The organism is Hanstruepera ponticola (genome assembly GCF_012931685.1).
Taxonomy (GTDB): domain Bacteria; phylum Bacteroidota; class Bacteroidia; order Flavobacteriales; family Flavobacteriaceae; genus Hanstruepera; species Hanstruepera ponticola.
The window spans coordinates 514,254-527,776 of the sequence record NZ_JABANC010000001.1 but is presented as its reverse complement, the minus strand read 5'-3'; the positions used below and the strand labels follow the sequence as shown (position 1 = coordinate 527,776).

The 13,523-nt window shown below is 33.8% G+C and carries 10 protein-coding genes; 7 read left to right on the top strand and 3 right to left on the bottom strand.

Annotation, left to right across the window (positions count from 1 at the left end; all coding sequences use genetic code 11):
• Nucleotides 1-3 precede the first annotated feature (3 nt).
• From HGK31_RS02335 to HGK31_RS02315, 6 genes are all read left to right on the top strand, one after another.
• Complete coding sequence (locus HGK31_RS02335) at nucleotides 4-1,302, top strand: glycosyl hydrolase family 17 protein (protein WP_191858313.1); 1,299 nt, start codon at nucleotides 4-6, stop codon at nucleotides 1,300-1,302.
• A 26-nt stretch (nucleotides 1,303-1,328) separates the two neighbouring features.
• A complete protein-coding gene (locus HGK31_RS02330; protein ID WP_191858312.1) occupies nucleotides 1,329-2,846 on the top strand; it encodes a glycoside hydrolase family 30 protein in 1,518 nt (505 codons plus the stop codon).
• Nucleotides 2,847-2,854: 8 nt separating this feature from the next.
• Nucleotides 2,855-4,420: an MFS transporter gene (locus tag HGK31_RS14655; RefSeq protein ID WP_233450947.1), complete on the top strand. Its 1,566-nt coding sequence runs from the start codon at nucleotides 2,855-2,857 to the stop codon at nucleotides 4,418-4,420.
• A gap of 15 nt (nucleotides 4,421-4,435) precedes the next feature.
• On the top strand, nucleotides 4,436-5,350 hold the full coding sequence (locus HGK31_RS14650) for a glycoside hydrolase family 17 protein (protein ID WP_233450946.1): 915 nt from the start codon (nucleotides 4,436-4,438) through the stop codon (nucleotides 5,348-5,350).
• A gap of 323 nt (nucleotides 5,351-5,673) precedes the next feature.
• Nucleotides 5,674-7,296, top strand: coding sequence for a T9SS type A sorting domain-containing protein (locus HGK31_RS02320; protein WP_191858311.1), 1,623 nt, complete (start codon nucleotides 5,674-5,676; stop codon nucleotides 7,294-7,296).
• Between the two features lie 65 nt (nucleotides 7,297-7,361).
• Complete coding sequence (locus HGK31_RS02315; protein WP_191858310.1) at nucleotides 7,362-8,372, top strand: LacI family DNA-binding transcriptional regulator; 1,011 nt, start codon at nucleotides 7,362-7,364, stop codon at nucleotides 8,370-8,372.
• Here the strand turns inward: HGK31_RS02315 and HGK31_RS02310 are convergent.
• Genes HGK31_RS02310 through HGK31_RS02300 form a run of 3 tightly spaced genes read right to left on the bottom strand, consistent with a single transcriptional unit; the run spans nucleotide 8,362 to nucleotide 12,335 of the window.
• Complete coding sequence (locus tag HGK31_RS02310) at nucleotides 8,362-10,866, bottom strand: TonB-dependent receptor (protein WP_191858309.1); 2,505 nt, start codon at nucleotides 10,864-10,866, stop codon at nucleotides 8,362-8,364. The genes HGK31_RS02315 and HGK31_RS02310 overlap by 11 nt on opposite strands.
• On the bottom strand, nucleotides 10,850-11,761 hold the full coding sequence (locus HGK31_RS02305) for a FecR family protein (RefSeq protein ID WP_191858308.1): 912 nt from the start codon (nucleotides 11,759-11,761) through the stop codon (nucleotides 10,850-10,852). Before HGK31_RS02305 ends, HGK31_RS02310 begins: the two co-directional genes overlap by 17 nt.
• Before the next feature lie 49 nt (nucleotides 11,762-11,810).
• Entirely contained in the window at nucleotides 11,811-12,335 is a 525-nt protein-coding gene (locus HGK31_RS02300; protein ID WP_191858307.1) for an RNA polymerase sigma factor, read from the bottom strand.
• 96 nt (nucleotides 12,336-12,431) lie between these two features.
• Here HGK31_RS02300 and HGK31_RS02295 point away from each other — a divergent pair, with 96 nt between their 5' ends.
• Nucleotides 12,432-13,502 carry a hypothetical protein gene (locus tag HGK31_RS02295; RefSeq protein WP_191858306.1) on the top strand — a complete coding sequence of 357 codons (1,071 nt, stop codon included), beginning with the start codon at nucleotides 12,432-12,434 and terminating at the stop codon, nucleotides 13,500-13,502.
• The last annotated feature ends 21 nt before the right edge of the window (nucleotides 13,503-13,523 follow it).

Below are 13,523 nucleotides of genomic sequence, written 5' to 3'. Positions count from 1 at the left end.
AAAATGACAAGAATTTCATTACATATTATTTATTTCTGTTTTGGAATAGTATTGTTTTCATGTAATGATTCTGATAAAAAAAATAAAGGCAACATATTACCTGTGAAAAAAGAAAAAAATGTTACGGCTAAAGATATTTTGGGTAATCCGGAATATCTAGCAATATCCTATGGTGGTTATAGAGAAGTAACTAGGGATAGTCAACCTACTATTCAGCAGCTGAAAAATGATATGAAAATTTTATCAGCTATGGGTATTAAAGTTTTACGTACATATAACGTACAACTAGATCATGCACCAAATTTATTACGCGCAATCAGTGAGCTGAAAGCTGAAGAATCAGAATTTGAAATGTATGTTATGCTAGGCGCTTGGATAGATTGCTTAAATGCATGGACAGACCAAGCACCTAATCATGATGTTGAAAGTCCTAACAACGCAGGAGAAATTGGGCGAGCAGTGGCTTTGGCAAACAAATATCCAGACATTGTAAAAGTATTGGCTGTAGGTAATGAGGCAATGGTAAAATGGGCTACAAGTTATTATGTTCAACCTAATGTTATTTTAAAATGGGTTAACCATTTACAAGATTTGAAGCGTAGTGGTAAGCTTTCAAAAGATTTATGGATAACTAGTTCAGACGATTTTGCATCTTGGGGAGGAGGAGATACGTTATACCACAATGAGGATTTAGAACAATTAATTAAGGTGGTTGATTATATTTCCATGCACACATATCCCTATCACAATACACACTATAATCCGGAATTTTGGGTAGTTCCTGAAAACGAAACAGACTTGCCTGGCATTGAAAAAATTAACGCAGCTATGAAACGTGCTATTGATTTTTCTAAAAAACAGTATGATAGTGTTTCAAACTATGTTAAAAGCCTTGGAGTAAATAAACCAATTCACATAGGAGAAACAGGTTGGGCAAGTGTATCTAATGGTCATTATGGACCAAATGGCTCAAAAGCAACAGACGAGTACAAACAAGGGCTCTATTACAAGCAAATTAGAGAATGGACAAACAATAGCAATATTTCCTGCTTTTACTTTGAGGCTTTTAACGAAAAATGGAAAGATGCCCATAACCCAAAGGGGTCTGAAAACCATTTTGGTTTATTCACAGTAGATGGTCAAGCAAAATATCCAATTTGGGATTTAGTAGATAAAGGTGTTTTTGATGGTCTCACACGAAATGGTAATGCCATATCAAAAACCTATAATGGAGAATATAAATCACTCATGGTTGATGTTTTTGTACCACCAACAGCTGAAGAAATCATGTCTCACAGATGAAATGAGTCAGTTAATAATTAAAATATATGAAGGCAATAAGTTTGGTAGTTTGTTTTATTTTTTTGGGATTTATTATGGCGTGTGAAGAAAAAGAGCAAGATAAAAAATCGCTTGAAGTTGAGGTTTTTGAAACATCTGCTAGTGGTAATAAACTAACAAAACGCACACAATTTGAGCCTTTAGATACGACTGCAACTATTGTGTTGAAACCAGAAAAAGAATTTCAAACTATTACTGGTTTTGGAGGCGCATTTACAGAATCTTCAGCCTATTTACTCAATCGATTAAGTAAAGAGAATAGAGATAAGATTTTAAAAGCTTATTTCAGCAGAGAAGGGGCTAACTATTCTTTAACACGTACCCATATGAATTCTTGTGATTTTTCGCTTAATCAATATTCATATACACCAGTTGAAGACGATATGGAGCTTGACCATTTTACTATTGAGGAGGACAAAGACGACTTAATTCCAATGATAAAAGATGCCATGACCATTTCTGAAGAAGGCTTTAAAATATTTGCTTCGCCATGGACTGCTGCGCCTTGGATGAAAGACAATAACCATTGGGTAGGCGGTAAGTTATTGCCAAAATATTATGATACATGGGCATTGTTTTTTTCAAAATATATTGATTCCTATGAGGCTGAAGGGATACCTATTTGGGGTTTTACTGTTGAAAATGAACCACATGGTAATGGAAATAATTGGGAGAGTATGCATTTTACACCACAGGAAATGACTGATTTTGTGCAGTATCATTTAGGTCCAAAATTAGAAGCGGATGGTTATGGTGATAAAGTTATACTTGGTTATGATCAGAATCGAGCAGGTCTAAAAGAATGGGTAGATGTGATGTACGCAACTGAAGAATCTTCAAAATATTTTGATGGTACGGCAATACATTGGTATGAAAGCACCTATGAAGTATTCCCCGAAGCACTTCAATATGCGCATCAAAAAGCACCAAACAAATTTTTAATTGAAACGGAAGGATGTGTAGATTCTGAAGTTCCAAAATGGCAGGATGACGCGTGGTATTGGAAAAAGGAAGCCACTGATTGGGGCTGGGATTGGGCAGCAGAAGATGAAAAATATTTGCACCCAAAATATGCACCTGTAAATCGTTATGCCAGAGATATTATTGGATGTCTCAATAATTGGGTTGACGGATGGGTAGATTGGAATATGGTTTTAGACAAACAAGGAGGTCCAAATTGGTTTGAAAACTGGTGTGTAGCACCTGTTATTGTTGATCCTGATGCAGATGAGGTTTATTTTACACCACTTTATTATGTGATGGCACATTTTAGCAAGTATATCAGGCCAGAAGCTAAGGTGATTGGAATTGCAAATACCGACGAATCATTATTGGTTACAGCCGCTAAAAATCCAAGCGGAAATATAGCAGTCGTCATTTTTAATGAAGGTAATGATGGAAAGAGTTTTGAATTGAAAGTAGATGATAGATCAATTATAATAAATATTAATCCCCAAGCCATTCAAACTATTGTAGTTCCTATAAATAAATCACTAACTAAATAATACAGTTTATGTCAAGTATTAAAACAGTAGCTAGAAATAAAGTCCCAATGGGTCAAAAAGCCGCATTTGGTGCAGGTCATTTTGTGCTCAATCTTTTACCAGGTGTTTTAGGTGTTTACTTGCAGGTGTTTATTTTAACTGCATTCGGCATGGATCCGGTTTGGGCTGGACTTTTAGGCGGACTGCCTAGGATATTTGACGCCTTAACAGACCCAATAATGGGCTTCATTTCAGATAATACCAAATCTCGATTTGGTAGAAGAAGACCTTATATCTTTACAGGAGCCATTATAAGTGGAATTCTGTTTATTTTAATGTGGCAACTTGACGAAAACGCATCACAAACCTTTAATTTTTGGTATGTAATGATTCTTCAGATTCTGTTTTTAGTTGGAAACACCATGTTTGCGACACCATTGGTTGGCTTGGGATATGAAATGACTTCTGATTATAATGAACGAACTAGACTTATGAGTTTAGCAAATAGCATGGGTCAGATTGCATGGATGATTGTACCATGGTTATATGTAATAATTCCAGATGTAAATACTTTTGATAATCCCGCTCAAGGTGTTAGAACTATGGCTGTGATTGTTGGTGCAGTCTGTATTGTTTTTGGGATTTTACCCGCCTTCTTCTGTAGAGGAATAGATTCTGCAAATATGGAAAACAGACAAGTCATCAATTTTAAGACTCTAGCTTCAAATATGAAAGAACTGTTTAGAGGTATTAAACAGGTATCTAAAAACAAACCATTTATGAAGCTCTGTGGCGCCACATTTTTAGTATTCAATGGGTTTCAGCTAGTAGCGGCGTTTTCAGTATTTATAATTGTTTTTTATATGAATAGTGGAAGCTGGGAAATGGCAGGAACATGGCCAGCATGGTTTAACACACTTAACGCCATTTTAACCGCATTTGTGGTAATTCCTATAATTTCTAGAATGGCGACTAAATGGGGAAAGAGAAAGGCATTTTTAATTTCAACAGCTTTATCAATATTTGGTTATGTTTTAAAATGGTGGGGTTTTGATATTGAACTGAATAATAAATTTAATGAAACGTCTATTGGTCAATCCATGACAAATGGAGTGGCTTCAATATTTGAGACTATTAATCCATTTTTAGATAGTGTTGGTATGTCATGGTTTAGTATTGATGCGAGTAATGGTATTCCATGGTTAATATTTTTACCAATTCCATTTTTTGCTTTTGGAATGGGAGGACTGTTTACGCTTATGATGAGTATGACTGCAGATGTATGTGATTTAGATGAGTTAGAAAATGGAATGCCTCGTAAAGAGGGTACTTTTGGAGCAATTTATTGGTGGATGGTTAAATTAGGTCAAGCAATCGCAATTATTTTGAGCGGAGTAATCCTGAAAATTGTCGGGTTCGATCAAAATATTACAAATCAGACTATTGAAACAATGACATCATTACGAATAGCTGATATTATCGTTCCAGCTACTACAGCTGCATTAGCTATGTGGGTTATGTGGAACTATAGTTTAAATGAAAAAAGAGCAAAAGAGATTAAGGCTGAACTTGTTGATAGGCGAGGTGAATTATAAAAATTATTATTAAAAATGTCTTACAGAAAAGAATCATATTATAAGTTTAAAGGGTACAGCCAAATTAATACAGTTGGTATTGATGCTTCAAAATTATCTCTTGAAACGTTAACAAAACTATGGCGCAAAACTATTAAAGATGGATTTCATGGTATATGTTTTAGCATGTATGAAGATGGTCAAGAACCTGGCGATGATATTAGTTTTGAACAAGTTGAACGTCGTGTGCAAATTTTAAAACCGTATGTTGAAGCCATTCGTTCATTTTCTTGTGTAGAAGGCAATGAGCATGTGCCTGTTGCAGCTAAAAAACACGGTTTGAAAACATTAGTTGGTGCATGGCTGGGAGATGATAAAGATGATAATGAAAAAGAAATTGAGGGATTGATTGCTCTTGCTAAAGCAGGTTATGTGGATGTTGCTGCTGTTGGTAACGAGGTGCTTTATCGTAATGACATGTCTCTGGAGGAATTACTAGAATACATTAAACAGGTTAAAGAAGCATTATCTGGTTTAGATATTCCTGTAGGTTATGTAGATGCCTATTATGAGTTTTCTCGTCATCCAGAATTAGTTGAACAAACTGATGTCATTTTAGCCAATTTATACCCCTATTGGGAAGGATGCCCTATTGAATATGCGCTTGGTCATATGCAAGCCATGTATGGTCAGGTTGTAGATGCAGCTCAAGGCAAACCTATTATTGTAACTGAAACAGGTTGGCCTAGTGAAGGAGGGAATCTAAAAACTGCAATTGCTGGAAAAGAGGCTGCCATGAAATATTTTATTGATGCCATCAACTGGACAAAAGAAAATGACATTCCAATATTTTACTTTTCATCATTTGATGAATCATGGAAAACGGGTGATGAAGGAGATGTTGGCGCTTATTGGGGGCTTTGGGATAAAAACGAAAATTTAAAGTTTTAGTTTTTTTGGGTTGATTACGCATTAAATGCTAAAAAAGGTTAAAGCCTTACAAAAAAGCAACTCAACATTTAACATTGTTACCACAACATGACCTATACATATTGAAAATATTACTATACCTCGGGTAATCATCAGCATCTTGAAAACCCTATTATGTCTTAATTGTAGATTGATTTTAAATATTGGGTTATTTTTTTTGAACTGTATGTTTTTTGTAGCGGTGTTAAATTCGGATTACTCAATAAATGTGGGTTATATTTGAGAATAATAAAAAATTAACCATAAATCTTTAAATAATTCATAAATCCTTAAAATATTAAACTATGAAAAAAATTACTTTTTTAATTTTCCTTATATGTTCGGCCGTAACATTCGGTCAAGTAAATTATGATTTTGAAAACCCGGCACAAGTACCACAGTTTGCATTTGATGGTGTTGGATTTGGCAACGTGGTAAATCCTGACGCAGGTAATAACCCTTCCGCAAGAGTTTTGGAAGTAAATAAGCCGGATACAGCACAATGGTTTTCAGGCTTTGGTTTTGAAACACCTGGTCTTGCATTAGTTGATTTGTCACTTGGAACCGAGTTTACTTTTAAGGTTTGGGCACCAATTGCTGGTCAAACAGTGAGGTTTCGTCTACAAAACAGTATCAACGGAGCCCCAGCCTTTAATGTAGATACTGTAATTCCTAATGCTGGTGTTTGGACGGATGTAACTATAGATTTTGATAGTCAAACTAATGGCACAGAGCAGTACGCTGTGTTTGTGATTCAGCCAAACTATGATATTAGTTGTGAAGGTGGAGGTTGTACTACCGTAGGAGCAGGTAATGGTGGTATATGGTATTTTGACGATATTTTTCAATCTTTCGATCCAAGTATTGACGCAAGTCTGTCAGATTTAACTTTAGATGGTACAACAATAGCAGGTTTCTCTCCATCAAATACAACTTACGATGTAGAATTGCCTAATGGCACAACAGTACCACCAACAGTGGCAGGTGTAGCTACACAAGCAGGCAACGGGTCGTCCAATGTTGATGTAACTCAAGCCGGTGGTGTGCCCGGAACAGCTACTTTAGATGTTACTGCACCAGATGGAACAACCACTAGATTGTACACTGTAAATTTTACAGAAGCAGCCGCTTTGCCGCCAGCAGCACCAGTGCCAACAGAAACTAATGTGGTTTCAATCCTTACAAACAATCCGGCTTATTCAGACCGTGGGATACCATTCTTTGAGGCTTTTGGATCAACAACGGCATTTTATGATTTGGATAGTAGTGGAGCTGATGACGCTCTTTCATTCCAAGGTGGAAACGGTGGACAAGTTAATTATTTTGGTAATGAACCATTTGTGGATATAACTGCGGCAGGGATTTTCCATATTGATTTTTATTGCGAAAATCTTGATGCTGGAGATAACTTTAGAGTTGTATTGTTACCACAAAATACGGGCTTAAATATGGAGTTTAGAATAACTGTAGATGAAACACAACCAGGCACATGGCAATCATTTGATATAGGTTTAGCTGGTGCAGGATCTGGATTACCAGATGAATTTACGGGTGCTGATATATCAAACTTTGGTGATTTAGCTTTAATACAAATCTTTCCAGCTGAAGCAGGCAGTACATTAGGTTCTGAACTAGTCTATGTTAGTAATATATATTTTAGTGGAGGAACTCTTTCTAGAACTGATGTTAATTTGAATTCTGATTTTAATGTATATCCTAATCCATCTCAAAATATATGGAACGTAAAAACTAATGACCAAACCATTAATTCTATTCAGATTTTTGATATTCAAGGTAGACAAGCAATCAATTTGAATCCAAATGCTTTTGAAGCCTCCATAGATGGTTCAAGTTTACCAGCAGGACTTTACTTTGCAACAATAAACACCTCTGAAGGGTCTAAAAGTGTAAAACTAATTAAACAGTAATTCGTATTTTTATAAATAGTTAGGTAATTTGGGTGCGTTTTTTAGCGCACCCTTTTTTTGAAATTATGGTTACATTAAAGCAATTAGCTCAAGAATTAAACGTCTCTGTTTCTACCGTCTCAAAAGCATTAAACGGTAGTGATGAGATAGGACATGATACTATTGAAAGGGTAAAATCATTAGCTAAATTATATAACTATAAACCTAATCGGGTTGCAATAAACCTAAAACGAAGTAGCACCAAGACCATCGGAGTAATAATCCCAAACATATTGAATCATTTTTTTGCTAAAGTTCTTTTTAGTATTGAAAAGGAAGCTTCAAAAAAAGGCTATAATATTATAACTTGTCTTTCAAACGAATCTTTAGAAAAAGAAACTACAAGTCTGGGCATTCTATCCAATGGAAGTGTTGACGGATTTATTGTTTCAGTAGCTGAAGAAACTCAAAATGAAAACAGTATTGACCATTTTGAAAGTTTGGTACAGAATAAAATCCCTTTGGTCATGTTTGATCGTGTTCTTAATGATGTTAATTGTATGAAAGTTATAATCAACGATTATGATTCAGCTTTTAATGCAACCAAGCTTTTGATAGAAGAAGGCAGGAAAAGAATAGTCCTTTTAAGCAATATTTCAGAGTTAAGTGTAGGAAAATTGAGAATAAGAGGTTATCAAAATGCCCTAAAAGAATTTTCTAAAAGCAAGAATGCGCCATTAATTTTATCATTTAGTGAAGAAGACAATATTGAAGAACAAGTTGAAAATCTGCTTTCTAATGACAATGAAATTGATGGTGTTATCTCCATTGATAATACATCTGGTGTTATTGCACTTCAAAAAGCCTTAAAACTTGATAAGCATGTTCCGCATGATATTTCCATTATTGGGTTTTCAGACAATAATGTGTTACCATTTACCAATCCAAAACTCTCTACAATTGCTCAACATCCCATTCAAATTGGTTCTTGTGCGGTAGAAATGATCATTGATATAATTGATGGCAAAACACCTACGAACAAAATAAAGCGTATTGACACTGAATTACTCTTGAGGGAAACTACGCTTAAAAAATAATCCTTGCCGAAACATTTGGAGCAAAGCCTAATGAGAGTTCATTGACTCTTATAAGTTGAGAATTGTTGAGTCTATAAAAACTGTTAATAGTATTCTCATTTCCAAATACATTCCAGATAGAAGCACCTATCTCACCTTTTAGTTTATGGCCTAAATTCAAATAATAAATAGCTGATAAATCTGCACGAAAATAATCCTCTAAATTAGAACTGTTAACTGAATCATAGTTTATAGAACCATTTATAATAGTCTCATTAGCTATTGGTTCTGTAATAGGTTTTCCAGTATGCCAATTGATTCCTGCAGCCAGTTTGAATTTATTAGTAGTAAATCCAGATCCAAATGTTAATGTGTGAGAAATATCAAAATTGCTAGGGAATGCTCCATCGTTAAGTGTTTTAAAAGTATAATTATTGTCCATATAAGTATAACTTACCCAAAGATTGAAATCATTAAGTTGTTTTTTAATAAGTAAATCCAACCCCAAAACATCATAGCTCCCAGAAGTTTTAATGAATTCAAAATCATTTTGAAATCCCTGACTCTGTGATGTGATGCCATCAACTTTTTTGTAATAGGTTTCAGCACTTATTAGGAATTCTTGATGTTCATAGTTTATACCAAGAGAAAATTGTTTGCTCTTTATTATGGGAATGGAGTCATTATCGGTTAATTGCCAGCGCCTTTTTTCAACACCTAAGAAGTCATTTTGGAAATTTATAACCTGTGAAGTGTTTTGATGTTTAAATTCTCCCAAAGCTTCAACCGAAATTCTATTTGACAACTGATGCGTTATACTCAATCTTGGTTCTAAAATGTGTTCTTGAAATTTATCAATATAATTGTAGCGTAAGCCTAAATCAACATGGGTTTTTTTGTTTTTTGTTCTAAATGTAAATTCAGAAAAAACGCTGTGCTCTCTTAAAACTTCTGAAATTAAAAACTTATATCTTGGAACATCAACATCATCTAAATTGGTGATTTTTGTTTCAACAAAATGATATCCAAACAAGCCGTTTAAATTTTGGTTAAATACCTTTTCGGCCAATAATTTGATACTACTTTCTGAAACTTGATTTTTTTGTAGAAAGCGTTGTGATTCATTTATGTTTGAGTTCACAGCCTCCAATTTGTAATCTGTTTCATACACCTGAAGCGTGGTGTTAAATTGCGAGCTCCACAAGCGTTTATAGTTTAAACCGGCTGCAATACTTTTTTGTGAAATATTACTTTCACGTGATGTTTCAATATTGTTTACCAAAGCATTTTCATTAAAAACTAAATTGTTAGAAACATTGATAAAATTAAGTTTTAATTCATCTTTTGGGCTTATTTGATAGATCCATCGTAATGAGGCATCGTAAAAATCAAATTGCTTGTCAGAAGTTACTTCGCTTTGAAGTTCGTTGTTTTGGGAGATGCGTTTAAAGAACTGTTCGTAAGTAGGCGTTTTTGTGAAGTCACTTATTGATTTTCGGGCTGCCAATTGTAAAGAAGATTTGTTTCCTAAAGGAATATCCACAAAGGCGTTTGCATCTATCAAATTTACACCAAAGTTACCCTTGAATGTTTTGTTTAACTTATTTTCAGTATACATGGCTATAGTACCAGAAACACCATCAGAAAATTGCGTGCTAGTTCCATTTTTAAATAATGAAACAGTTTGAGTTATTTGTGGATTATACATAGATATAAGCCCGAAAAAATGACCAGATTGATACATTTTTATATTGTCCCAGAGTATTAAATTTTGATCGTGAGAACCACCTCTTATGTTAATATTTGAAACAGTTTCCGATACACTCATAATACCTGGAAATGCTTGAACTGATCTCAAAACATCAGCATCAATTAAACCTGGGAGTATTTCAAAATCCTCAATATTAATATTAAATGAACCATCATTTAATTTATTAATACCCTTGGTTATGTAGTTCGATATATACACTTCCGAGAGTGTTTGAAGTTCAGCGTTTAGTCTAATAATCATACAATCATTAGCATTCATGAGTTTTAAATCTAACTGAACTGTTCTGTATCCTAGAGCACGAACTTCAATAGTTTTGTTATTCTCCATTAGGTTTAATTCAAAATAACCATCGGCATCAGCGACAGCACCATTGGAGCCATTTTGAATGGTTGCCAATGGGATAGGTATGTCATCATAAAAACTTTTTACATAACCACAAAAGGTGTTTTGAACTTTGGATTTAATTAGAATAAAATGGTCATCTAATCTTGAAAAGGTTAAAGCTGTTTGGTTCTGAAGGTTGATTAAAACGGATTCAATGTCTAATTCTAAATTTGGTGATGCTACATAAACGCCTGCTATAGTTTCTTCGGCATAGTTAAACTGAACATCATATTCTTTTTCAATGATAATTATAGCATCGTGAAGTAAAATATCATTTCCCTGAACTTGGGCTTTGACTTGAAAGGGCTTGAATAGCCAAAATATTAAACATGTAACTAATAGTTTAGTGCTTATTTTCATAAAGAACAACACGATTTGATGAATTCAATTCATAGTTTAAATTCATAGGTTGTGTGATAGAAATAAGAGCTTGTTCTAAATTGGAATGTGTAAAACCACCTGTAAATAGACTGTTTGTATCAACTCCTTTGTGTGTTACTTCTATGTTATACTGACGCTCCAATTCTGAAAGCACATCCTTAAGGGCAATAGCATGGAAGGAGCTCGAATTATTAATCCATTTAGGTGCAATTAAATTAGAATGGTTTTCTGAAAAGGCTCCATTATAAATTTTAAAGGAATCACCAGCGCGTAACATTCGGGTAATAGTATCTGATTTGACACTGACAATACCTTCATAGCACTCAACATAAAAGAAATTCTGGCGTTGTTTTACATTAAATTCGGTTCCAACTACTGTCACAGTTCCTCGTGATGTAATCACATCAAACGTATTGCCTTTTGAAACTTTAAAATAAGCTTCGCCATTTAAATTTACGGCTCTTTTAGAGTTCCAAGAGCGTTTACTAAATGAAATTTCAGATACACTATTGAGTGTTACCTGCGAAGCATCCGGTAATTCAAAAGTGGTTTTTTCACTAGCTACTGTTTTTACTTCGGTAGTATTATTAAAATAAAAAGCCGTGTAAAGTGTTAAGGCTACAACTATAATACTGGCGATTTTTAATACTGGCGATTTCCAGTTTAAAGGTTTTACCTTTTCTTTAGACTCATGATATTGTTTTTTAAAGTCCTCAAAATCAGCAGTTGTATTAAATTGAGAGGCTTTAAATGCTGAAGCGCTATCAATAATGGCTTTATTTGATTCATAATCATCCTGCTCCAGAAAGACCTTACGTTCCTCTGGGGTCAAATCATTATTTAACCATTTTTTTAATAAGTATTCTTTGTCCATAAAATGTAATACATTTATTATATAACAACTAATGCTGTTATTCTCCTGATTATTTTATTGAAAAATTTTCCAATTCTGCTTTTAATATCTTGAAAGCACTATAAATTCTATACTCTACTACTTTTTGAGTAACACCTAAAATCTCTGCTATTTCGCTATGTTTTTTACCTTCAACTTTATTTAACAAAAAGGCCACACGCTGTTCTTCTTTTAAACTTTCTAGTACTTTTTTATAGCGTTCAAGGTATTGCTCTTGTTCCAATATAAATTCCGGTGTCTCATTAGAAGATGCATTTGTCTGTAATTTTTGGTATTTTAAAACAACTTTCTGATGTTTAATATCATTAAGCATAAGGTTGTTAGCAACAGTAAATAAGAATGACTTGGCCTTACTAAAGGTCACCTTTTTACAGTTGTCCCAAAGCTTAATAAACGCATCTTGAGCTTTGTCAGATGGATTTAATTCGGCACCGTATTTATAATACAGGAAGTTATTTAAGTCTTTGGAATACGTGTTGTAAATCCTTTCAAAAATGACTTCATTGCATATATCCTCATGTAATTCCTTGGCCATTTAGTCAATAATTTTTTTAAATGTATATAATTTTTTAAACTTTTTTCAGGAGTTTTTAAAACTAGGTTGTTATATGTACAAATGAAACAACTAAATATGTCAATTAAAACCTACCTCATAGCACTTTTATCAATAGCAGTATTATTTGTAAGCTGCAGAAAAGAAGAAATGGAACTTATTGAGTCTCCACCTGAAGATACTTTAGAACCTGCTTCTAACATTGCTGACCTTATGAAGCGAACAGCATCCAACGATGGTTCAATAGATAATATTTTGGACTATGCCAATTGCTTTACGGTTCAATTACCAGTAACTGTAGTCGCAAATGGTATTCAAGTTGAAATAAATGATGAAGCTGATTTAAATCAGGTTGAATCAATTTTTGACTCATTGGATGACGATACTGATTACTTACAATTTAATTATCCCATAACCATAGTTTTGCCTGATTTTTCAGAAGTAATAATCAATAATTATTCGGAATTAAATCAAAATGCTGCTAATTGTAATGGTGAGAATGAAGTAGATGATGACATTGAATGTTTGGATTTTCAATACCCAATTGGTATGTCCATTTTCAACACAAACAATGAATTGATTGAAACCATTTCCATTCAAAATGACAACGCACTGTATAATTTTATTGAAAATATTGATAGTAATGATATTGTAGTTGTTTCATTCCCTATAACCGTTATAGTATTTGATGGAACTCAAATTACAATCAATAATTTAAACGAGTTAGAAACAACCATTAATAACTTTTCTGATAGTTGTGATGAAGATGATGATTATGATTATAATGATGATGATTGTAACAATTGCACGCCAAACCAATTAGAAGATATATTAATTAATTGCACCAATTGGTTTGTTGATAAATTGGAGAGAAACGGTACGGACTATGATGATGTTTACAATGGTTACACTTTTAATTTCTTCAGTGATGGTAGCGTAACTTCGGTTTATAATACCAATAATTACAGTGGAACTTGGTCAACCAACGGAACAGGAAATGATATTACGGTAGTCATTGATATTCCTACGCTACCGCTTTGTAATAACAATTGGAGGCTCCATGAAATAGAAAGTGTAACAGGTGAGACAAAGGTTGATTTACGTGTAGGTGACGATGATAGGTTGCGCTATGAAAGTAGTTGTAATTAAAAAAAGAAACATTAATCAATT